This is a genomic window from Thalassovita sp., from assembly GCF_963691685.1.
Taxonomy (GTDB): Bacteria; Pseudomonadota; Alphaproteobacteria; order Rhodobacterales; family Rhodobacteraceae; genus Thalassobius.
In genome coordinates, this window is record NZ_OY829290.1 from 2,008,433 (window position 1) to 2,030,765 (window position 22,333).

Genomic DNA, 22,333 nt, shown 5'->3' on the forward strand with positions numbered 1-22,333 from the left:
GCAACCCTGAGACTTCAGAGGATGGTAGGCATGGCTGAAACCAGAACCAACTTGACCGACCTTGATCCGGTCTGGACGCAGATCCGGGCCGAGGCAGAGGACGCGGTTCAGGAAGAGCCGCTTTTGGGCGGTTTGATCCACTCCAGCATTCTGCACCACGAAACCATTGAGGCCGCACTGGCCTATCGCACCGCTGTGAAACTGGCCTCGGCTGAGATGTCCGAGCAGTTGATCCGTGAAATCGCCGATGCGGCCTATCGCGCCGATCCCGAGATTTCGCTGGCCGCGCGGGCAGATATGGTTGCGGTGCGGGAACGCGATCCGGCCTGCCACCGGTTTTTCCAGCCGTTGATGTTCTTCAAGGGCTATCAGGCGTTGCAGGGCTACCGGATTGGCCATTGGCTGTGGAAAGAAGGCCGCAAGGATCTGGCCTATTTCTTCCAGATGCGGATTTCTGAGATGTTTGGCGTTGATATCCATCCCGCCGCACGGATTGGCAAAGGTATCATGATCGACCACGCCCATTCCATCGTGATCGGCGAAACCGCTGTGGTGGGCGACAATGTCTCGATGCTGCATTCGGTGACGCTGGGCGGCACCGGCAAAGAAGAAGAGGACCGCCATCCGAAGATCGGCAATGGCGTGTTGATCGGCGCAGGCGCCAAGGTGCTGGGCAACATCCGGGTGGGCGATTGTTCCCGCGTGGCGGCTGGCTCGGTTGTGCTGCAGGAGGTGCCGTGCAAATCCACCGTCGCGGGTGTGCCGGCCAAAGTGGTGGGCGAGGCTGGTTGTTCCCAACCTTCAATCAGCATGGATCAACTGCTGGGCAAGTAAGCCTTTGCGCTGCTGAGAGATTTAGGACCCCGTGGCGCAGGCCGCGGGGTTTTGCGCATCATAGGGCCGCGGTGCGGCGACCTAGGCTAACTATCTGGCAGTTTATCATCGCCTAATCCCTGTGACCTCCCAGCATTGCAGCTGCCTCACCAAATCGCCGTGCCCGGGGGCGGCCCGGCGATGCGCGGCGGCCTGCGGCCGCTGTTTCGCGCTGTCACAGATTCAAGAGACTTAAAAGGCCACATCGTGGTTCGGACACAGGAGCCCATGGGGGGAAGTGACCCTTTCCGGTTCGTGCAGCGAACCGGATCGCGCCCGACCCCGCCCCGTTTTGTCGCAGATAAACCTTCGGTTTGATAGGGCGAGCGCTTCGCTTCGCCCCTCGGTTCGGACGCATGGACGTTTGCAGAAATAACAAAAGCCCCGGCTTTCACCGGGGCTTTCGCGTGTAAGATCAGTGGTTTGGCTTAGGCCAGCATGGCAACCGGGTTTTCCAGGTTGTCGACGATGGCTTTCAGCAGGTTGGCGCCCACGGCGCCATCGATGACACGGTGGTCCACCGACATGGTGACCGACATGACGGTCGCCACGGTCAGCTCACCATCTTCGCCCACAACCGGCTTCTTGGTGCCAGCGCCCACGGCCAGAATGCCGGCGTGGGGCGGGTTCACGATGGCGTCGAAGTTGTCTATGCCGAACATACCGAGGTTGGAGATCGCAAAGCTGCCGCCCTGATATTCATGCGGGGCCAGCTTGCGTTCACGGGCGCGGGAGGCCAGATCCTTCATCTCACCCGACAGAGCCGAGAGTGATTTCATATCCGCGTCCTGCAGAACCGGGGTGAAGAGACCACCTTCGATCGCAACGGCAACGGCCACGTCCGAGGCCTTCATCTGCAGCACCCGGTCACCAGCCCAAACGGCGTTGGCTTCGGGCACCTGCTGCAGTGCGTTGGCCACGGCCTTGATGATGAAGTCGTTGACCGAGAGTTTCACGCCGCGTGCTTCCAGCTGTTTGTTCAGCTGCGAGCGGAACTTCAGCAGCGCGTCGAGTTTGATGTCGCGGCGCAGGTAGAAGTGCGGGATGGTCTGTTTGGCCTCGGACAGGCGGGCTGCGATGGTTTTGCGCATGCCGTCCAGCGTGACCTCTTCGAAGGTGCGACCTTCGTAGGTTTTGATGACCGCTTCGGTCGAGGGGCCGGTGGGGGCAGCGGCTGCGGCGGCTTTGGCCGGTGCGGCAGCGGGGGCAGCGGCGGCGGCCGGGGCTGGCGCGGCAACAGCGTTTTCAACGTCTGCCTTCACGATGCGACCGCGCGGGCCAGAGCCGGTGAGCGTGGCCAGATCCAGACCCTTGTCCGCCGCGATGCGACGCGCCAGAGGCGAAGCAAAGATGCGGGTGCCATCGGCGCTGGCCGGTGCGGCAGGGGCCGGAGCGGCGGGTGCAGCAGCCGGGGCAGGAGCGGCCGCTTCGACGGCCGCAGGGGCCGCCTCAGCTGCAGCTGCGGCAGGTGCCGCGGTAGCGCTTGCGCCGATGTCATCAGCGCTTTCGCCGTCTTCCAGCAGAACCGCGATCGGGGTGTTCACAGCCACCCCTTCGGAGCCTTCGGCCACCAGGATCTTGCCGACAACGCCTTCGTCCACGGCTTCAAACTCCATGGTGGCTTTGTCGGTTTCGATCTCGGCGATCAGATCGCCGGAGGACACGGTATCGCCCTCTTTGACCAGCCATTTGGCCAGGGTGCCTTCCTCCATGGTGGGGGAGAGAGCGGGCATGAGGATTTCAATAGGCATCTGTCAGGCTCCTCAGCGGTAGGTCACTTGTTTCACAGCGGCGATCACCTCATCGGTGGTGATCAGCGCGTGGCGTTCCAGGTTCGCGGCGTAGGGCATGGGCACGTCCTTGCCGGTGCAGTTGATCACCGGAGCATCCAGGTAATCAAAGGCGCGTTCCATGATGGTGGCCGAGAGGTGGTTGCCGATGGAGGCGACCGGGAAGCCCTCTTCGATGGTGACGCAGCGGTTGGTTTTCATGACCGAGTTCAGCACGGTGTCATAATCGATCGGGCGCAGGGTGCGCAGGTCGATGACCTCGGCCGAGATGCCTTCCTCGGCCAGTTTGTCAGCCGCTTCCAGCGCGTATTGCATACCAATGCCGAAGCTGACCAGCGTCACATCCGAGCCTTCGCGCCAGATGCGGGCCTTGCCGAAGGGCACGGTGAAATCATCCATATCCGGCACATCAAACGAGCGACCGTAGAGGATTTCATTTTCCAGGAAGATCACCGGGTTGTTGTCACGGATGGCGGTTTTCATCAGACCTTTGGCATCCGCTGCCGAATAGGGCATCGCAACCTTCAGGCCGGGGATCTGCGCGTACCATGCGGCGTAGTCCTGGCTGTGCTGGGCGCCCACGCGGGCGGCGGCGCCGTTCGGGCCACGGAAGACCATCGGCGCGCCCATCTGACCGCCGGACATGTAGAGCGTCTTGGCGGCGGAGTTGATGATCTGGTCAATCGCCTGCATGGCGAAGTTGAAAGTCATGAACTCGACAATCGGACGCAGGCCGCCGAAGGCCGCGCCGGTGGCGATGCCGGCAAAGCCGTGTTCGGTGATCGGGGTGTCGATGATGCGTTTGGAGCCAAACTCATCCAGCAGGCCCTGCGAGACTTTATAGGCGCCCTGATATTCGGCGACTTCTTCGCCCATCAGGAAGACGTTTTCATCACCGCGCATTTCTTCGGCCATGGCGTCGCGGATGGCTTCGCGCACGGTCTGTTGCTTCATCGGTGTGCCTTCGGGCCAATCCGGTGTCAGATCAGCGGGGGCTGCCACCGGGGTTGCCGGGGTGGTTGCCGGCGCTGCGGCGGCAGGTGCCGGAGTTGCTGCGGGGGCCGGTGCGGCCTCAGCTGCGGGGGCAGGGGCGGCGGGGGCTGCGATGTCATCGGCGCTTTCGCCCTCTTCCAGCAGCACGGCGATCGGGGTGTTCACGGCGACACCTTCGGTGCCTTCCGCGATCAGGATCTTGCCGATGATGCCTTCATCGACCGCTTCAAACTCCATCGTTGCCTTGTCGGTTTCGATCTCGGCCATGATGTCGCCGGAGTTTACGGTATCGCCTTCTTTGACCAGCCATTTGGCCAGGGTGCCTTCCTCCATGGTGGGGGACAGGGCGGGCATGAGAATTTCGGTTGCCATTGTCAGTGTCTCCTCAGGGATCAGGCGTAAATGTCGGTCCAGAGCTCTTCGAGCGCCGGTTCCGGGCTTTCTTTGGCGAAATCAGCGGATTCGTTCACGATCGCTTTGATTTCCTTGTCGATCGCCTTCAGATCTTCTTCGGTGGCGTGTTTGCCGGTCAGCAGCAGGTCACGGACCTGTTCGATCGGGTCACGTTCGTCGCGCATTTTCTGCACTTCTTCGCGGGTCCGGTATTTTGCCGGGTCCGACATGGAGTGGCCACGGTAGCGGTAGGTTTTGACCTCAAGGATGTAGGGGCCTTTGCCAGCACGGCAGTGTGCGGTGGCTTTTTCGCTGGCGGCTTTCACGGCCAGAACGTCCATGCCATCGACAATCTCACCGGGGATGCCGAAGGGCGCGCCGCGGGTGTAGATGTCTTCGGTCGAGGTGGAACGGTTCTGGGCGGTGCCCATGGCGTATTGGTTGTTCTCAATCACGAAGATCACCGGCAGTTTCCACAGGGCGGCCATGTTGAAGGTCTCATAGACCTGGCCCTGGTTGGCAGCACCGTCGCCGAAGTAGGTGAAGGTGACATTGTCATTGCCGCGATACATGTCCGAGAAGGCAAGGCCAGCCCCCAGCGGCACCTGCGCGCCGACGATGCCGTGGCCGCCGTAGAAATGTTTCTCTTTCGAGAACATGTGCATCGAGCCGCCTTTACCCTTGGAGTAGCCGCCTTCACGCCCCGTAAGCTCGGCCATCACGCCGTTGGGGTCCATGCCGCAGGCCAGCATGTGGCCGTGGTCACGGTAAGAGGTGATGCGCTTGTCGCCTTCTTTGGCGGCAGCTTCGAGGCCAACAACAACCGCTTCCTGACCGATGTAGAGGTGGCAGAACCCGCCAATCAAGCCCATGCCATACAGCTGTCCGGCCTTTTCTTCGAATCGGCGGATCAACAACATGTCCCGATAGTAGGATTTCAGTTCCTCGGCGGAAACGTTTGATTTAGCTTGGGTTTTCTTGGCGGCCATGCGGCGTCATCCTCCCGGTAGCAAATATAGTTTAGCGTTAAACTATTCTATACAGCAAACGAATGCGCAGGGCGAGACTTAATTCATCGCAACCCGTTACGCGGCAAAATCCAGCCGCGTTTGGGCGCAAGGTTTAGGCCTGAAACTAAGATCCCAGTCTCAAGCTCTGGCGTTAAGATGTAGCGAAAGATAGCAGCAGATCAGCGGATGACCAATTCATCGCTGCGGATCATACCCAGCACCGAACGGGCCTGCTGATCCAGCAGGTCCAGATCCAGATAGGTGTCAGAGAGGCGACGGGTCAGATTGTCCATCCGGTCAACCTCAACCTGCAGCGCGGCCAGCTCACGGTTCAGCGTGGCGGCTTCGCGCTCAATCTCAGCCCGGCGCGAGACGCCATAGCCCCCTTGCACCGCCGCGACGGTGAAGTAGACGCCCAGCAAAAATGCCAGGGTGAAATAGGCCCAAGTGCCCAGGGTGCTGCGCTTACTGCGGTGCATTGCTCTGCCTCTCAAATCCCGCCGTTTTGGCAGGTTCGCCTCTTGCTTGGGCGATGCAGGAACTATGCCATAGGTGATTCGCTGTGTGAATCCCCTTAGCCAAAAGAGAGTGCAGTTTTCTGGGGATAACTTGGACTTGTGTCACATAATTGCAGCAGCCTTGGCGGGGCGGAGAGTCTGATTGATGAAATCCACCTACGGCCCGGCAATTTGCCCGCGTAATCAAGGCGTAAACAGGGGCTGATCAGGGTGAGGGACGGTCATCCAGGCGCAGTTGCAGGAAGATCAGCTCGAGCCACTCGCCGAACTTTTGGCCAACCTGCGGCATGCGGGCGGTGACCTCAAATCCCAGCGCTTCGTGCAGGCGGATCGAGGCGTCATTGCCGGCGGTCACCGCGGCGACCATCATATGCAGCCCGTCCGCCTTGGCCTGATCGATCAGCGCCTGCATCAGCTGCCGGCCCAACCCTTTGCCGCGCTGGCCATCGCGGACATAGACCGAATGTTCGACCGTTTCGCGAAACCCGTGAAAGGGGCGCCAAGGTCCGTAGGAGGCATAGCCAATCACCTGACCGTTTTCTTCGGCGACCAAAACCGGAAATCCGTCACTCTGACGCTGGGCCACCCAGGCGGCCCGGTTTTCCGCATCGACGAGGGTTTCGTTCAGGATGGCGACGGTGTTTTCAACGGCGTGGTTGTAGATCTCGGCCAGCCCTTGGGCGTCAGCGGCGGTGGCGGTGCGGATGATCATCGGGGCCTCTTGGTCTTGTGCGGCGTCTTGCTGGGCACAGTTCTGCGGGAAGTGGCGCGGATGTCAATTGGGGCAGCTGTGTTTCATCCCATGCCAAATCCAAAGATTTGGCAGCGCCCGAACCGCCCCCACGGGGCGGGCGCTTTGCTTCCACCCCTCGGTTCGGGCGCGGCACCTAAATTCGGTAGACACAAAAAAGGCGCCCCGGGTGGAGCGCCTTTTCTAAGTATAGCAAAGAACTTAGCCCGCGACGGAGGCGTCGTAGATCGACTGGACGCTGGTGTTCAGCGTGGCGTCGAAGGCGCTCTGGTCCTGCTGGGCCGACAGACCTTCGGTCAGAGCGCGCGAGAAGGAGGCGATCATGCCGGAGTTCTGGGCCAGACGGGTGTTGGCCTCATCCCGGTCATAGCCGCCCGACAGCGCCACCATGCGCAGCACGCGCGGGTGATCGGCCAGCGGCTTGTAGGTGTTGGCCACCTCCGGCAGGGTCAGTTTCAGCATCACCTGCTGATCACCTTCCAGCGCGTCCAGCTGTGCCTTGATTTCGGCCATAAGCATCTCTTCGGCCTGCGCCTTGTCAGCGATCGAAATGGTCACCTCGGGCTCAATGATCGGCATCAGGCCGGCGGCGATGATCTGTTTGCCGATCTCAAACTGCTGGGCCACAACGGCTTTGATGCCTTCGGGCGAAGCGGCGCTGATGACCGAGCGCATTTTGGTGCCGTAGATGCCTTTGGACACGGCTTTGTCCAAGAGCGCGCCAAGATCGGGCATGGGTTTCAGGATCTGAACGCCGTTTTCCTCATCGGCCAGACCTTTGTCGACCTTCAGGAAGGGCACGACCTGGCAATCTTCCCAGAGGTAGGTGGCGGTGGGTTTGCCATCGATGTCGCCATCCATGGTGCGTTCAAACAGGATGGCGCCCAGCACACGTTCGCCGTTGAACGCGTTGGATTTGATGATGCGGGCGCGCATGTCGTGGATGATGCCGAACATCTCTTCTTCGGAGGTGTAGGCGTCTTCGTTCACACCGTAGAGGCGCAGCGCCTTCGGGGTGGAGCCGCCGCTCTGGTCCAGTGCCGCAATGAAGCCGTTGCCGGTGCCAATCAATTCGCTTTGGGTCTGGTTTGTCATGGTCTGGTCCTGCGTGTGAATACGTGTTCAGTGGAGGAAAGGTCTGCTTTCAACCGCTCCAATAAGCGACAGCGCGGCGGCTGACAATCTTGGTAGCGCTAGCGACGGGAAAACTTTCAGGTCAAGGTGTTAAGATCGGGTGAATTCACCCGATCTTAGGCTCAGGATCCACTAATTTTTCCGCACCGGCGTCAAAATCGCAAAATATCACTGGTCTGAGGCGCGCAGGAAAGAGTGGTTCTCTTTTCAAGCGCTTCACGCCGTTGAGATGCAGCGATTTTGACGTCTTCGATTTGGCGGTTTTTCGAACTGAGCGGCGTCACATGACCTTGCAATAGATCACTATTCCCGCGGCCATCTTCCTTGTCAGTTCGAAAATCTGCCAAACCGGTGCTGGAACATCAATGGATCCTGAGCCTAGGGCGGATCCGTCGCAGTTTTGCGACAGATCCTGTTGTTTTGGGGCAGGGCGCTTAGCCCTGAAGGGCGGCCACACCGGGGAGGGTTTTGCCCTCCATCCACTCAAGGAAGGCGCCGCCTGCGGTGGAGATATAGGTGAAATCAGCCGCAGCCCCCGCCTGGTTGAGCGCTGCAACCGTATCACCGCCGCCCGCGACCGAGGTCAGCTGGCCAGCTTTGGACAGGGCAGCCGCTTTCTGGGCGGCGGCGTTGGTGGCGGTGTCAAAAGGTTCAATCTCAAAGGCGCCAAGCGGGCCGTTCCAGATCAGGGTTTTGGTGCCGTCGAGAACCTCTGCGATGCGCTCAACCGCTTTCGGGCCGGCATCCAGGATCATCTTATCGGCCGGGCAGGCGTCATTGGCGACAACCTCATTGGCGGCGCCGGCGGCAAATTCAGCGGCCACGACAACATCGGCAGGCAGCACGATGTCACAGCCGGCGGCCTTGGCTTTTTCCATGATCTCACGCGCGGTGTCGGTCATGTCATGTTCGCAGAGCGATTTGCCCACATCGATGCCCTGGGCGGCCAGGAAGGTGTTGGCCATGCCGCCGCCGATCACCAGATGATCCACCTTGGCGACCAGATTGCCCAGCAGTTCCAGTTTGGTCGAAACCTTGGCGCCGCCAACCACGGCCACAACCGGGCGCACCGGCTGACCCAAGGCGCCCTCCAGCGCCTCCAGCTCAGCCTGCATCAGACGACCGGCGCAGGAGGGCAGGTGATGCGCCACCCCTTCGGTGGAGGCATGGGCGCGGTGCGAGGCCGAGAAGGCATCCGAGCAGAAGACATCACCCAATTTGGCCAGACGGGCGGCAAATTCGGGAACGTTTTTCTCCTCGCCGGGGTGGAAACGGATGTTTTCCAAAAGCGCCACCTCAGCGGCATCCACTTCGGCCGAAGGGGTTTCCGCGCCTTCCAGCGTTTCGATAAAGGCGACCGAACGGCCAAGGGCCGCTTCCAGGGCGCTGAGCGTGACGCGCAGCGACATGTCCAGCACCACCTTGCCCTTGGGACGGCCAAAATGCGCGATCAGCAGGGGCTTGCCGCCTTTGGCGATGATGTCATTGACCGTGGGCACAATCCGTTCGATCCGGGTGGCGTCCGTTACCTTGCCGTCGGCGACCGGGACGTTGATGTCCACGCGCACCAAAACGCGCTTACCGTTGAGATCCATGTCATCAAGGGTTTTCCAAGCCATGCTCTGCTCTCCAAAGGGAAAAATCACTGTGGTTGTGCGTGTCATCGCTTGTGAGGGCGCTCAGGTCAACCTCATGCTTGGCAATTGGCTGTTTGGGGCTTAGGTATCGGGGCAAGATGATTACAGAGGAGGCCCCCATGGCCGAGTATAAAGATCCCGAAAACACCATCCTGCTGGAACTGAAGGGTGGCACGGTTGTGATTGAACTGCTGCCGGACGTTGCACCCAAGCACGTTGAGCGCATGAAAGAACTGGCCCGCGCTGGCAAATATGACAATGTTGCCTTCCACCGTGTGATCGACGGCTTCATGGCCCAGACCGGTGATGTGGAACACGCCAACATGGAAAACAACTACAACCCCGGCCGCGCAGGCACCGGTGGGTCGGACCTGCCGGATCTGCCCGCAGAGTTTTCCAAAGTGCCGCACGCCCGTGGTTCGTTGGGCGCCGCCCGGTCGCAGAACCCGAACTCGGCCAACTCGCAGTTCTTCATCAACTTCAAAGACAACAGCTTCCTCAACGGTCAGTACACCGTTTACGGTCAGGTGACCTCGGGGATGGAGCATGTGGACGCGATTGTACGTGGTGAGCCGCCTGCGAACCCGGATCGCATGATCTCGATGAAGGTTGCCGCGGATGTATAAGTTGCTGGCAGCCGCACTGGTTCTGGCAGCAGGCCCCGTCGCCGCTGCCGGCATCAACATCGAGGTCGCGGGCGAGGCCAATGGCACCATCCAGATCGACCTGTTCGAGGATGTGGCCCCTGGTCACGTTGAACAGATCACCGCACTTGCGGCGGAAGGCTCCTATGATGGGATCGTCTTTCATCGCGTGATCGAAGGCTTCATGGCGCAAACTGGTGATGTCCAGTTTGGGTTCATGGGCGGGGATATGCGCATGGCGGGTCGTGGCGGGTCTGATCGTCCTGACCTGAAGGCGGAGTTTTCCGACCTGAACTTCGACCGGGGTGTTGTGGGCATGGCGCGCAGCCAGAACCCGAACTCGGCCAATTCGCAGTTCTTCATCATGTTCGCCCCGGCGCCGCATCTGAACGGCCAGTACACCATCGTTGGTGAAGTGACCGAAGGCATGGATGTGGTTGACGCCATCAAACGCGGCGCGGGCCGCAATGGTGAGGTTGTCGGCGCACCGGATGTGATGAAAAAGGTCACCGTGACCGAGTGATCTCGGGCCTGATAACTGGCCTGACAGTGTGATTTTGGCAAGCGCCGCCTCTTTGGCCTTCACGGTCAGGCTTGGGGCGGCGTTTGTGTTTTTTGAGTATTTTGGGAACATTGAAAGGGCGCAGCGCGCCACTTGTTGGGGGGTAATATGACAGCATTAGAGGTAATTCGGGCGCGGGCGCCGGGGGTGGCGCCGAAGGTCGGATTTATTCTGGGATCGGGCCTAGGCGGGTTGGCGGAACATGTTGAGGGGGTTTCGATCGATTATGCGGATCTGCCGGGATTTCCCCATGTGGGCGTGTCAGGCCATAAGGCGCATCTGCATCTGGGCCGTTTTGAGGGCTGTGAGGTGGCGATCCTTGGCGGGCGTGAACATTTTTATGAAAACGGCAATGCGGCGGCGATGCGTCTGCCGTTGGAGGTGCTGAAGGCGCTGGGGGTCGAGACGCTGTTTCTGACCAATGCCTGCGGGTCCTTCCGCGCCGATATTCCGCCCGGCGATCTGATGCTGCTAAGCGATCACATCAACTATTCGGGCCGCTCGCCCCTGATTGGGGAGAAGACGGATAAGCGGTTTGTGAACCTGACCGAGGCCTATGATCCGGACCTGCGCGCCGAGCTGACCGAGATTGCCAAAGCCCAGGGGCTTGACCTGAAATCAGGGGTTTACGCCTGGTATTCCGGTCCCAATTTTGAAACCCCGGCGGAGATCCGGATGCTGAAACTGCTGGGCGCGGATGCGGTGGGCATGTCCACCGTGCCTGAGGTTATTCTGGCGCGGTTTCTGGAGATGCAGGTCTGCGCCTTTTCCGTGGTGACCAATATGGCGGCGGGGCTGGGCCATGAGCATATCAGCCATGAGCACACCAAAGCGTCGGCGCCTGTGGGTGCGGCGAAGCTGGAAGGCATTATTCGGGCGTTTCTGCGGGCGCGGGCCTAATCAATAAAGCTCCAGCTGTCGGCGCCGTCGAAGCGGCGGACCGGGACCTTTGCGGCCTCTGTAGGGTCGCAGAGGTTGAGGTTCACCGCCATATGCCCGGTTTCTGGGTCGGCCATGTTTTCCCAATGGGTTGGGCAGCCACAGGTGGTGCAGCTGTGAAAGCCGATGTTTTCTTCGCCGCGCAGGTAGCGGCGGGTGGCGCCTTCGGCCATGTGGAAAGTGATCTGATCGGCATTGGCATAGATCCAGGTGGCGCCCAGACGGCGGCAGATCGAACAGTTGCAGGAGACCGCTGTTTCGGCTGTTGGCTGATAGTCAAAACGGACGGCACCGCAGTGACAGGATCCTTGGATCATGGGCTAAGCTCCCTCAGAGAGGTTTGGGTTTTGTGGGGAAAACAACAGGTTGCCTTAAAGGCGTCAAGGGCGGTCAGGCCATCTTCATGATCCTGGAAACATCAGTCAGCGCCTCTTGCTGTTTGGCGCTGAGGTTACCGGTGCCGAATTTGGCGATCATCTGCAGGCTTTTGGCGACAGCGGTGAAATGCGTCTGTCCTGAGAGTTTAAAGAGACGCCGGGCAAGGCGGGACATGGCGGGGGTGGCGCCGCCACATTCCCCCACCAGCCAGCGGCCCAGCACGGCCAGCTCTTCGGCATCGTCGTGCGACACATGCAGGTTTTCACGCAGGGCGCTGATCATGGCGGTTTTCTGTTCGGAGGTTGGGTAATCTTCCAGTTCAAGAAACCCGACCACCAGCGCCGCTGCGGCCACCAGAGGATCCTCCACCGCTTCAACCGGGTGCAGGTTGTTGCGCCGCTGAAAGCCAAACCGGCGGGCGGCGAGGCGGACGTCATTGGCAGCATCCAGCATCTCATAGGTGATGTCTTTGGCGTCGCGCATGCGGACCATCCAGAAATAGGCCGCACCCAGCACGGCCAGAGCGCCAAGAATAAATGGCATCGGGAAAACCTCTTTAAATAGAATCTGGTCTGACTATATCGCCATTTCTTCAGGGATCTAGCCCTCTGGCGCGGCTCAGCATCGCCTCCCGCTGCATCACATATGCGTGGGGCGGGCTAGGCGGGGCGGGGGCGCTCTGTCAGGCTGGCGTCAGGAGGACGCCCGGATGAAACGTACCCTGATGAAACGCACCCTGATGGCTCTTGTTGCCACCGCCGCGCTTGGCCTGCCTGTTGGCACGCCGGTGAGTGCTGATCCAAACTTTTGGCAATATGAATGGCCCGAGACGGATTTCAGCCAGACTACCGTGGGCAATTGGGCCGAGATCCTGTCGGGCGGGCCGCCCAAAGATGGCATTCCGGCGGTGGATGAGCCGCAGTTTCTGCGCCAATCGGATGAGGCGGGCCTGTCACCGCGCGAAAGCGTGATCACCGTTGCATTAGACGGCCAGCCGGCCCGCGCCTATCCGCTGCGCTATCTGATGTGGCATGAGATTGTGAATGATCGCATTGGAGATATCCCGGTGGCGGTGACCTTCTGCCCCCTGTGTAACTCGGCTATCGTGTTTGACCGGCGCACTGAGGCGGGCGAATTGTCCTTCGGCGTCTCGGGCAAACTGCGCAATTCGGACATGGTGATGTATGACCGCGAAACCGAGAGCTGGTGGCAGCAGGTACTTGGCACCGGCATCGTGGGCGATCTGACCGGGGTGGAACTGACCCAGCTGCCGGTCTGGATGGAAAGCTGGGCCGCCTTCCGCGAGGCCCATCCCGAGGGGCTGGTCATGGCGGAACCGCCGTTCCGCCGCGCCTATGGGATGAATCCCTATCAGAATTACGACAGTTCACACCGGCCGTTTCTGTACAGCGGGGAGAACCCGCCGCATGACGTGCCGCCCTTGATGCGTGTGGTGCGGGTGGGCGATGCTGCCTGGACCTTTGACCGGCTGCGGGCGGAGCAGCGCATTGCGGAGAACGGCGTGACGCTAACCTGGGAGGATGAACAATCCTCCGCCCTGGATACTGCCGATATTGGGGGCGGCAAGGCGGTGGGGGCGATCCGGGTGCGCGATGACGCCGGGCAGGATGTGGCCCATGATGTGATGTTTGCCTTTGCCTTCCATGCGTTCTGGCCCGAGGGGCAATGGATGGTGAAATGAGTGCAGGCGTGGTTTGTGACGCTGCCGCCGTTTGAGTATTTCAGGATCATTGAAAGGCGGGGGGCTGAGCAATGCCAGGAATGGTGCAGGATGCGCGGGTGTCTTTGGGCTTGATCCGTCAAGCGTGCCGGGGTGCCCCGACTAAGCGAGCGTGTTCTTAACCAGCGGGCCGGCCATCCAATGTGTCTCACTCTGGACATGGTTCGCGCGAACGTATTTTGCCAGGCGTTTGGATTGCTCATTTTCGGGGTAACCGGCACCGTCACGCAGCACCATCCCCTCTTGTCGGGTGAGATCCAATTCCACAATCAGCTTGCTCAGCAAACGGTCATCGATGGGGCCGCGATAGAGGGTGGGTACGGGGGTAATGCCAAGATCTGAAAACCGCACGAGTGTTTCATCCCAGTCTTGAACGACACCGTCTAGGATCCAAGCAAACCCTAAGAAGTAGCTTGGCAAATTATCATAGCTGATGGAATGACGGGCAAAGAGGTATTCCCCGACAATCCGCTCCCCTGAGTGCAGTTGTGGTGAAACACCCGCTGCAAAAGCCTTCATCCAATCGCGGCTTGGGTGGTAGCGTGCATCTAAGCTGCGTGGGTGACAGCCGTCGGGGTGAATGGTTGTGTTTTCACCGTCCATTTTTTCGGTCACCACTACCTCTGCTGCAGCGAATAGCGTGCTGGTGTCGTGCATGATCTTGTCGTCGCTGGTTGCACCGGGCGATTGAGGCAGATGATAGCTGCGTCCGTATTTACGCGAAGACTGGGTCATTGTTGCATCCGGGATCGCATCCAGTGGGCAAAGGCAACACATGGAAAAGTGAGATAAGAATGGGGCGCACTCAATCAAGGATTGCTGTGCTTGTCAAACCGGGCTATCAAAGCCTCATGAACGCAACGATTTGCATTATTATCTGCTGCATTACCTGCTGAGACATCTCAGGCGGGCCGTTGTTCTTCTTCCAAACATGAGTTGATCTTGCTAAGCCCGCCGCGAAGCCATGATGCACGCGTGTGAGGACGCTATGACGGAAACAGTGATCAAACTGCACAACTCCAAAAGCCGGTCGAAAGAGGTGTTTGCCCCGATCGATCCCAAAAACGTGCGGATGTATGTCTGTGGTCCGACGGTTTATGACCGCGCCCATTTGGGCAATGCGCGTCCCGTGATTGTCTTCGACACGCTCTATCGCCTGCTGCGCCATGTCTATGGGCCGGAGCATGTCACCTATGCGCGCAATTTCACCGATGTGGATGACAAGATCAACGCCACGGCCGTGTCGCGCAAAGAGGCAGGGGCTGAGGGCACGCTGGAGCAGCTGGTGACCGAACGCTCAGATGAGACCATCGCCTGGTATCTGAAGGACATGGGCGCGCTTGGCGCGATGGAGCCCGATCACATGCCACGCGCGACCGAGTTTATCGCACCGATGGTGGCGATGATCGAGGATCTGATCGCCAAGGGCCATGCCTATGCTGCCGAGGGACATGTGTTGTTTGCGGTGGAAAGCTACAAGGCCTATGGCGCGCTGTCGGGCCGGTCGGTGGATGACATGATTGCCGGCGCGCGGGTCGAAGTGGCGCCTTACAAGAAAAACCCGATGGATTTTGTGCTGTGGAAGCCTTCGAGCGATGATCTGCCCGGTTGGGACAGCCCCTGGGGCCGTGGGCGTCCGGGCTGGCACATCGAATGCTCGGCCATGTCTTATGAGCTGCTGGGCGCGTCCTTTGACATTCACGGCGGCGGCAATGACCTGCAGTTCCCGCATCATGAGAATGAGATTGCGCAAAGCTGCTGCGCCCATCCCGGTGAGGATTTTGCAAAGGTCTGGATGCACAATGAGATGCTGCAGGTTGAGGGCAAGAAGATGTCCAAGAGCCTGGGCAACTTCTTCACCGTGCGGGATCTGTTGGATCAGGGGGTGCCCGGTGAGGTGATCCGCTTTGTTTTCCTGTCGACCCATTACGGCAAGCCGATGGACTGGACCGAGAAGAAGGCGAAAGAGGCGGAGGCGACGCTGCGCAAAATCGCTGAATACTTAAACTCTGATCCTGCAACGCAAGGGCAGTCGTTTGTTCCAGATCGTGTGCCGCAAGAGTTTGTCGATGCACTGGCAAATGATTTGAATACGTCGCTCGCGCTTACTCTCATTCGTAAGTATTTGAAGGAACGTCGTGTAGCGGACCTTCGGGGGGCATTGAGACTAGTTGGCTTTGACCCCATTGCTTTGGTTCAAAAGTTTTCAAGCGTCAGAGCGAGTACCTACAGCCGTGAGAAGGGGGCATCTTCGTTGCAAGCTGCGGGGTATGCTGACGAGGCAACGCTCGATCTCATGGCGAAATTTGTAAGCCAGCTCACTGAATTGCGCTCCACGGCGATGGAGACCAAGGACTTTGCGCCGGTGGATGCGTTGAAGACCGCGCTGATGGACGCCGGGGTTGAGGTGCGGATGAGCAAGGCGGCGGTGGAACTGCTGCCCGGTGCCGGTTTTGACGCGGCGAAGCTGGAAGGTTTGTGATCTGAACAAGCTCGGGCGACGAGCCCGAGCCGCGCCCGACCCTGCGGGAGGGAGGGCGCTTTTGCGGCGGGTTGTGTGATTGATCTGTCGCAGCTGCGTTGAAAGATAAATTGCCAGCCGGTGAGGGGGCGCAGCGCCCTCACGGGTCGGGCGCGGCTCTTGGCGGATGCCGGAGCAAGAGAACTGAGGGGAGCAAGCATGGGCCGCGAGCGACTGTATATCTACGACACCACATTGCGCGACGGGCAGCAGACGCAGGGGGTGCAGTTTTCCACGCCGGAAAAGCATCAGATCGCTGCGGTGCTGGATGAATTGGGTGTGGATTACATCGAGGGCGGCTGGCCCGGTGCCAACCCCACGGACAGTGAGTTCTTTGAAGACAGGCCCAAGCTGAAGGCGCGTTTCACCGCCTTTGGCATGACCAAACGGGCCGGGCGTTCGGCCGACAATGATGAGGTGCTGGCGGCGGTGATGAATGCCGGCACATCCTCGGTCTGTTTGGTGGGCAAAAGCCATGATTTCCATGTGGAAACCGCACTGGGGATCACCCTGGCGGAAAATACTGAAAACATTGCCAAATCGGTTGAACATATCGTCGCCTCAGGCCGCGAAGCGCTGTTTGATGCGGAACATTTCTTTGATGGCTATAAGGCCAATCCAGCCTATGCGCTGGAGGCGGTGAAAGCGGCCTATGACGCCGGCGCGCGTTGGGTGGTGCTCTGTGACACCAATGGCGGCACCATGCCGTCGGAGATCGGTGCGATTGTGGCGGCGGTGATTGCGGCGGGCATTCCCGGCGATCACCTCGGCATCCACACCCACAACGATACGGAAAACGCCGTGGCTGGGTCGCTCGCGGCGGTTGAGGCCGGGGCGCGGCAGATCCAGGGCACGCTCAATGGCCTGGGCGAGCGTTGTGGCAATGCCAATCTGACCACGCTGATCCCGACGCTTTTGCTGAAGGAACCCTATGCCAGCCAGTTTGACACTGGCGTGAGCCGGGAGGCGCTGAGCGGGTTGGTGAAAGCCTCGCGCCTGCTCGATGATATCCTGAACCGGGTGCCCCAGCGGCAGGCGCCTTATGTGGGGGCGTCTGCCTTCGCCCATAAGGCGGGGCTGCATGCCTCGGCGATCCTGAAGGATCCCAGCACTTACGAACATATTGACCCCGCCACGGTGGGCAATGACCGCATCATTCCGATGTCCAATCAGGCCGGGCAGTCCAACCTGCGCCGCCGTCTGGCCGAGGCTGGTCTGGAGGTGGACAAAGGCAATCCGGCGCTGGCGCGGATCCTTGATGTGATCAAGGCGCGCGAAAGTGAGGGCTACACCTATGATTCCGCGCAGGCGAGTTTTGAGCTGCTGGCGCGGGCTGAGCTGGGGCAACTGCCTGAGTTTTTTGAGGTGAAGCGCTACAAGGTCACGGTGGAGCGGCGCAAGAACAAGTATAACCGCATGGTTTCGCTCTCGGAGGCGGTGGTTGTTGTCAAAGTGGACGGTGAAAAGAAGCTGTCGGTTTCCGAGTCGATGGATGACACCGGCAGTGATCGCGGCCCGGTGAACGCGCTGGCCAAGGCGCTGATCAAGGATCTGGGACGCTATTCCGAAGTGCTGGCCGATATGCGGCTGGTCGACTTCAAGGTGCGCATAACCCAGGGCGGCACCGAAGCGGTAACCCGCGTGATCATCGACAGCGAAGACGGGCAGGGCCGGCGCTGGTCCACGGTGGGTGTGTCACCCAACATAGTGGATGCCTCCTTTGACGCGCTTTTGGATGCGATAAACTGGAAACTGCTGCACCGTGAAGCTGTTGCATCCTGAGGCGCGGCGCGTCATCACAGGTGCTGCAGATCGGGTGAAAGGGTGAGCCTTGGCCGAAGATACGCCTCAGAATGATTTTCAGGCCTGCGCGGATCTGGTGCAGCGCGCTGATCCGGATCGGTTTCTGGCCACAATGGCCGCACCGCCTGCAGCGCGGGATCTGCTGTTTGCGCTTTATGCGGCGAATGTCGAAATCGCCCGCGCCCCCTGGCTGACCCAGGAGGAGATGATCGCCGAGATGCGCCTGCAATGGTGGCGCGATGCCTTTGGCGAGATTGGCAAAGGTGGCGTGGTGCGCCGCCATGAGGTGGTGACCGCCCTGGCGCTGACCATGCGGGCCGAGGATGCGGTGTTGATGGATCAGCTGTGTGATGCGCGGCGCTGGGACATTTACAAAGATCCGTTTGACGATGTGGCCGATTTTGAACGCTATATCCAGCTGACCTCGGCCAATCTGTTTGTGGTGGCGGTCAATGGCCTGGGCGGCGGCGATGAGCAGGTGGTGCGCGATCTCGGCCATGCGGCGGGTCTGGCCAACTTCCTGCGCGCGATACCGGCGCTGGTGGCGGCGAAACGGGTGCCTTTGCTGGATGGCCGGCCGGAGGCGGTGCAGGCCCTTGCCGAGGCAGGTTTGGAGCGTCTGGCGCGGGCGCGGCGGCATCGCGGTTCCATTGATCCAAAAGCTGCCCCCGCTTTGTTGGGCGGCTGGCTGGCCGGTCCGGTGCTGCGGCGCGCGGCCAAGACGCCTGAGGCGGTGCTGGATGAGGCGCTGATGCCCTCAGAGGCGCAGCGGCGGCTCAGTCTGATGTGGCGCAGTGTCAGCGGCCGTTGGTGAGGTCGGTAGTGAGCTGGTCGACGGGCTGTGCCTGACCCTGGGTGGGCGCACCTAAACATCTTCGTCGTGCAAAACCGCGCCGCAAATTTTGACCTGAATAAACAGGACAACGTTGCAAATGCGCCCTCGCGTGGGAAGGGTCGGGCGCAGCACGGGCTGACGCCCGCGCCAAGGCCATTCTAGTGCAAGCTCTTACGCCATCTCTTCTTTGGGTTGGAACATCAGCCAGATCAGCGCGCCGCCGGCCAGCATCAGGAAGGGTGCCATCGCCAGGTTCACGGCCGCCCAGCCGTTGACCGGATCACCGCCCGAGCAGTTCATCAAGCCACCAGAGGCCAGCGAGGCCAGGGTGACACCGCCAAAGACCAGGAGGTCATTGAGGCCCTGCATCCGGCCGCGCTCCTCAGGGGTGTGGGAATTGGCCAGAAGCGTGGTGGCGCCAATGAAGCCGAAGTTCCAGCCGACGCCCAGAAGCACCAGCGCGAGGAAGAAGTTTTCCAGCTGAACGCCCTGCAGCGCAACCGCGCCAGCCCCGGCAAGGATCAACAGGCCTGCGGCCATGATCTTCTGCGTGCCGAAACGGGCAATCAGGTGACCGGTGAAGAAGCTTGGTACATACATCGCCAGCACGTGGGCCGTGACCACATCGGCGGCGTTGTTCTGCTCAAACCCGCAACCAACCACTGCCAGCGGGGTCGAGGTCATCACAAGGTTCATCAGCGCGTAAGATACCATGGCGCAGATCACCGCGACCGCGATCACCGGGGTTTTGATAAGCTCCATCCGGCTGCGGCCCTTGGGGGCATCGGCGGAGGGTTTCGGCGGGGTCGGGATATCAAGGAACAGGAACAGCAGCGAGCCCAGAACGTTGATCGCAATCACCGCCATATAGGCGCCAAGGAAGGGCACCACGAAGGCGTCCGAGGTCAGCTTGACCAGCTGCGGGCCGATCACCGCAGCGGCAAGGCCACCCGCCATCACGTAGGAAATCGCCTTGGGCCGGAAGGCATCCGAAGCGGTATCTGCCGCGGCGAAACGGTAAAACCCATGCGCCGACATATAGGTGCCGGTGAGGAAGGAGCCGACAAGGAACAGCGGGAAAGACGCGATCGACAGCGCATAGGCGCCCACCGCGGCCCCGGCTGCGCCAAAGGCTGTGCCGACCATAAAGCCGATGCGGCGGCCAAATCGCTGCATGATGGCCGAAACCGGGGTGGCCGAGAGCATGGAGGACAGCACGATCATCGAGATCGGCAATGTGGCGAAGCAGATGTTTGACGCAAGGCTTTGCCCCGCCAGCCCGCCAATGGTGAACAGCATCGGCATCTGCGCGCCGAGGATGGCCTGCGCCAGCACCAGGATCACAACATTGCGCTTGGCCGCAGCGTCGGAGGTGGGGCCGGTATCGGGGGCGGGGGTATTGATCGCGTCAGTCATGGGGCAAGTGCTAAACCGATTGGTTCAACCCCGCAAGCGGCCTCCTGTCACAGGAAGGCTGCGACTGGGGTGTGCGTTTGTGCACAATGGCTAGGGTTTGCCCCGGGGGAGGGCGTGGGATTTGAGTATTTTTGAAACGGTGAAAGCCGCGGTTGCGTCTGAGCCGCAGGGGGATCTGGTCAGGCGAGGTCGATCAGATGGGCGAAGGAGCCGTGGGTGCAGGCCTGGCCGTTGCGCTGGCTGAGGCCCATGTCTGGCAGCGCGTTGCCTTCGGCGTCTTTGGCGGCAAAAAGCGGCTGACCCTTGGCGCTGAGCGTGGTGGCGTAGTGGAACTCATGCGCTTTCAGCGGGGTTTTGAACGGGCCGGTCAGCGGCGTCAGATCGCGGTAGCCGAGGTGCAGTTTGCGTGTGGCAAAGGAGGTTTCCAGCCTAAGCAGCCCGGCCATCTGATGCGCAGTGCCTTCGGCATCGATCAGCACCTCACCCAGGGTCATGTAGCCGCCGCATTCGCCATAGATCTCAGTGGTTTCTGCGGCTTTGCGCAGGCTGTCCATGAAGGTTCTGTTGGCGGCGAGGCGGCCGGCGTGCAGTTCGGGGTAGCCGCCGGGCAGGTAGAGGAAATCACAGGCGGGCACTGTGTCATCAGCCAGCGGTGAGAAGAAGGTGATTTCGGCGCCTTGGGCGCGCCAATCCGACAGCAGGTGTGGGTAGCAGAAGGCATAGGCCTGATCGCGGGCCACGGTGATGGATTGTGCGGGCGGCGGGATGCGGCGGGCCGCTGATTTGGTGGGTGTTGGGCGCAGGAGGGTTTGGAGTGTCTCTTGGTCCAGGCTTTCAGCCAGCGCATCTGCGGCGCGGTCAAGGAACTGGTCGAGGTCGGCGCGTTCACCGGCCTGCACCAGGCCCAAGTGGCGTGACGGCATGGTGAGCGTTTTGTTGCGGCGCATCGCGGCCAGCACCGGCAGGCCAAGGGGCGCAAGGGCGCGGCGCAGCATTGCCTCGTGCCGGTCGGAGCCGACGTTGTTGAGGATCACCCCGGCGACGGTGACATCGGCGTCGAAATGGGCAAAGCCCGAAACCAGCGGCGCAACCGAGCCTGCCATGCGGCCGGCGTCCACCACCAGTACCACCGGCAGGTGGAACAGACGCGCCAGATCGGCCACCGCGCCTTTGCCCTGGGGCGGGGCGCCGTCAAACAGGCCCATGGCGCCTTCGATTACCAGCGTGCCGTCACCAGTCGCAAGGCTGGAGAGCCGCGCCGGTGTCATCGCCCAGGCGTCCAGGTTCAGACAGGGCTGGCCGCAGGCGGCTTCGTGAAACTTGGGGTCGATATAGTCGGGGCCGGATTTCGCGCCGCGCACATTCATGCCTTGCCGCGCCAGCAACCGCAGCAGCGCCAGCGTGACGGTGGTTTTGCCGGCACCTGAGGCGGGCGCGGCGATGATCAGCCCGCTCGGGGGCGTGGGGGCGGCGGCGGTGTTCACGCCTGTTCGGCCGGGCGGCCCCGGTCCAGGGGATCAAGGTTGCGGGGGGCTTGCCCGGCGATCAAACCCTGCCAGTCCAGCACCTGCCGCATCAGGACCGAGCGGCCCACACAAAGGATCGCGGGCGGTTTCAGGCCGGAGGCTTTGATATCCGCGGCCATTTTGCCCAGCGTGGTTTCCAGCACCTGTTGATCGTCGGTGGTAGCCGAACACACGACGGCGCAGGGTTCATCGGCGGGGCGACCGGCGGAGAGCAGCGCGTCAGCAATACGCTCTACATGTTTCATGCCCATGTAGATCACCAGCACCTGGGCCCCTTCGGCGATGGCCTTCCAGTTCAGCGACGACGGTGTGTCGCCGGTCTGGTCATGGCCGGTCACAAAGGTCACCGACTGGTTCACATCGCGGTGGGTCACCGGAATGCCCGCATAGGCCAAGCCGCCGATGCCGGCGCTGATGCCGGGGATGATGCGGCAGTTGACGCCGTGCTGGATCAGGGTCTGGGCCTCTTCACCGCCGCGACCAAAGACAAAGGGATCACCGCCTTTGAGGCGCAGCACCCGTTTGCCCGCACGCGCCAGATCAACCAGCCGCAGCGAAATGTCACGCTGCTTGGCGGAGGGTTTGCCGCCGCGTTTGCCCGCATAGATATGTTCGGCCTGCGGCGCCCAGTCCAGGATCGCCTCCTGCACCAGGGCGTCATAGATCACCACATCGGCCTGGCGCAGCGCGTTCACCGCATGCAGCGTCAAGAGGCCGGGATCGCCCGGACCCGCTCCACAGAGCCAGACCCAGCCGGGTTCCAGCGTGGGCCAATCATGGGCGGGGAGGGTGAGCGAGTCAGTCATGCCCCCTGTATGCCCCGCAGCGCCCTGAGAGAGAAGTCCGGAAACGACATATTGGCGGCGGTT

At 61.1% G+C, this 22,333-nt stretch carries 21 protein-coding genes; 8 read left to right on the forward strand and 13 right to left on the reverse strand.

The window, feature by feature from the left end; genetic code table 11:
* Nucleotides 1-30: 30 nt before the first annotated feature.
* Nucleotides 31-834, forward strand: a complete 804-nt coding sequence (gene cysE / locus ACORLH_RS09735; RefSeq protein ID WP_321832489.1) for a serine O-acetyltransferase — start codon at nt 31-33, stop codon at nt 832-834.
* 467 nt (nt 835-1,301) lie between these two features.
* Here the strand turns inward: cysE and ACORLH_RS09740 are convergent, their stop codons facing one another.
* The 7 genes from ACORLH_RS09740 to ACORLH_RS09770 all read right to left on the reverse strand — a co-directional run bounded on the left by ACORLH_RS09740 (nt 1,302) and on the right by ACORLH_RS09770 (nt 9,081).
* Complete coding sequence (locus ACORLH_RS09740; protein ID WP_321832490.1) at nt 1,302-2,624, reverse strand: pyruvate dehydrogenase complex dihydrolipoamide acetyltransferase; 1,323 nt, start codon at nt 2,622-2,624, stop codon at nt 1,302-1,304.
* Between the two features lie 12 nt (nt 2,625-2,636).
* Nucleotides 2,637-4,028: a pyruvate dehydrogenase complex E1 component subunit beta gene (locus ACORLH_RS09745; RefSeq protein ID WP_321832491.1), complete on the reverse strand. Its 1,392-nt coding sequence runs from the start codon at nt 4,026-4,028 to the stop codon at nt 2,637-2,639.
* A 20-nt stretch (nt 4,029-4,048) separates the two neighbouring features.
* Nucleotides 4,049-5,038: a pyruvate dehydrogenase (acetyl-transferring) E1 component subunit alpha gene (pdhA, locus tag ACORLH_RS09750; protein ID WP_058241859.1), complete on the reverse strand. Its 990-nt coding sequence runs from the start codon at nt 5,036-5,038 to the stop codon at nt 4,049-4,051.
* A 200-nt stretch (nt 5,039-5,238) separates the two neighbouring features.
* Complete coding sequence (locus ACORLH_RS09755) at nt 5,239-5,538, reverse strand: septum formation initiator family protein (protein WP_321832492.1); 300 nt, start codon at nt 5,536-5,538, stop codon at nt 5,239-5,241.
* 244 nt (nt 5,539-5,782) lie between these two features.
* The gene (locus ACORLH_RS09760; protein WP_321832493.1) at nt 5,783-6,289 is read right to left on the reverse strand and encodes an N-acetyltransferase family protein; all 507 of its coding nucleotides are present in this window, start codon (nt 6,287-6,289) and stop codon (nt 5,783-5,785) included.
* A 240-nt stretch (nt 6,290-6,529) separates the two neighbouring features.
* Entirely contained in the window at nt 6,530-7,423 is an 894-nt protein-coding gene (locus ACORLH_RS09765) for a fructose bisphosphate aldolase (protein WP_321832494.1), read from the reverse strand.
* Between the two features lie 473 nt (nt 7,424-7,896).
* Nucleotides 7,897-9,081: a phosphoglycerate kinase gene (locus ACORLH_RS09770; RefSeq protein WP_321832495.1), complete on the reverse strand. Its 1,185-nt coding sequence runs from the start codon at nt 9,079-9,081 to the stop codon at nt 7,897-7,899.
* Nucleotides 9,082-9,218: 137 nt separating this feature from the next.
* Here ACORLH_RS09770 and ACORLH_RS09775 point away from each other — a divergent pair, with 137 nt between their 5' ends.
* The 3 genes from ACORLH_RS09775 (at nt 9,219) to ACORLH_RS09785 (ending at nt 11,205) form a co-directional block, all read left to right on the forward strand.
* A complete protein-coding gene (locus ACORLH_RS09775) occupies nt 9,219-9,725 on the forward strand; it encodes a peptidylprolyl isomerase (RefSeq protein ID WP_058241864.1) in 507 nt (168 codons plus the stop codon).
* Entirely contained in the window at nt 9,718-10,266 is a 549-nt protein-coding gene (locus tag ACORLH_RS09780) for a peptidylprolyl isomerase (RefSeq protein ID WP_321832496.1), read from the forward strand. Before ACORLH_RS09775 ends, ACORLH_RS09780 begins: the two co-directional genes overlap by 8 nt.
* A 147-nt stretch (nt 10,267-10,413) precedes the next feature.
* Nucleotides 10,414-11,205: a purine-nucleoside phosphorylase gene (locus ACORLH_RS09785; protein WP_321832497.1), complete on the forward strand. Its 792-nt coding sequence runs from the start codon at nt 10,414-10,416 to the stop codon at nt 11,203-11,205.
* On the opposite strand, the gene ACORLH_RS09790 is transcribed toward ACORLH_RS09785, so the two are convergent.
* Both ACORLH_RS09790 and ACORLH_RS09795 read right to left on the reverse strand, forming a co-directional pair.
* Nucleotides 11,202-11,561, reverse strand: a complete 360-nt coding sequence (locus ACORLH_RS09790) for a GFA family protein (RefSeq protein WP_321832498.1) — start codon at nt 11,559-11,561, stop codon at nt 11,202-11,204. The genes ACORLH_RS09785 and ACORLH_RS09790 overlap by 4 nt on opposite strands.
* A gap of 73 nt (nt 11,562-11,634) precedes the next feature.
* Nucleotides 11,635-12,165, reverse strand: a complete 531-nt coding sequence (locus ACORLH_RS09795; RefSeq protein ID WP_321832499.1) for a hypothetical protein — start codon at nt 12,163-12,165, stop codon at nt 11,635-11,637.
* A 166-nt stretch (nt 12,166-12,331) separates the two neighbouring features.
* Between ACORLH_RS09795 and ACORLH_RS09800 the strand changes: the two genes are divergently transcribed.
* Nucleotides 12,332-13,324 carry a DUF3179 domain-containing protein gene (locus ACORLH_RS09800; protein WP_321832500.1) on the forward strand — a complete coding sequence of 331 codons (993 nt, stop codon included), beginning with the start codon at nt 12,332-12,334 and terminating at the stop codon, nt 13,322-13,324.
* Between the two features lie 141 nt (nt 13,325-13,465).
* Here the strand turns inward: ACORLH_RS09800 and ACORLH_RS09805 are convergent, their stop codons facing one another.
* Nucleotides 13,466-14,098 (reverse strand): RNA ligase family protein, encoded by a 633-nt coding sequence (locus ACORLH_RS09805; protein ID WP_321832501.1) that lies wholly within the window; start codon nt 14,096-14,098, stop codon nt 13,466-13,468.
* Nucleotides 14,099-14,351: 253 nt separating this feature from the next.
* Here ACORLH_RS09805 and cysS point away from each other — a divergent pair, with 253 nt between their 5' ends.
* The 3 genes from cysS to ACORLH_RS09820 all read left to right on the forward strand — a co-directional run bounded on the left by cysS (nt 14,352) and on the right by ACORLH_RS09820 (nt 18,501).
* Nucleotides 14,352-15,845 (forward strand): cysteine--tRNA ligase, encoded by a 1,494-nt coding sequence (gene cysS, locus ACORLH_RS09810; RefSeq protein WP_321832502.1) that lies wholly within the window; start codon nt 14,352-14,354, stop codon nt 15,843-15,845.
* Nucleotides 15,846-16,043: 198 nt separating this feature from the next.
* Nucleotides 16,044-17,666, forward strand: a complete 1,623-nt coding sequence (cimA, locus tag ACORLH_RS09815) for a citramalate synthase (protein ID WP_321832503.1) — start codon at nt 16,044-16,046, stop codon at nt 17,664-17,666.
* Nucleotides 17,667-17,715: 49 nt separating this feature from the next.
* Nucleotides 17,716-18,501: a phytoene/squalene synthase family protein gene (locus tag ACORLH_RS09820; RefSeq protein WP_321832504.1), complete on the forward strand. Its 786-nt coding sequence runs from the start codon at nt 17,716-17,718 to the stop codon at nt 18,499-18,501.
* A gap of 192 nt (nt 18,502-18,693) precedes the next feature.
* Here the strand turns inward: ACORLH_RS09820 and ACORLH_RS09825 are convergent, their stop codons facing one another.
* From ACORLH_RS09825 to cobA, 3 genes are all read right to left on the reverse strand, one after another.
* Nucleotides 18,694-19,938 carry an MFS transporter gene (locus tag ACORLH_RS09825; protein ID WP_321832505.1) on the reverse strand — a complete coding sequence of 415 codons (1,245 nt, stop codon included), beginning with the start codon at nt 19,936-19,938 and terminating at the stop codon, nt 18,694-18,696.
* A gap of 179 nt (nt 19,939-20,117) precedes the next feature.
* A complete protein-coding gene (locus ACORLH_RS09830) occupies nt 20,118-21,422 on the reverse strand; it encodes a cobyrinate a,c-diamide synthase (RefSeq protein WP_321832506.1) in 1,305 nt (434 codons plus the stop codon).
* Nucleotides 21,419-22,270 (reverse strand): uroporphyrinogen-III C-methyltransferase, encoded by an 852-nt coding sequence (gene cobA / locus ACORLH_RS09835; RefSeq protein WP_321832507.1) that lies wholly within the window; start codon nt 22,268-22,270, stop codon nt 21,419-21,421. The genes ACORLH_RS09830 and cobA overlap by 4 nt, the downstream gene beginning before the upstream one ends.
* Nucleotides 22,271-22,333: the final 63 nt, after the last annotated feature.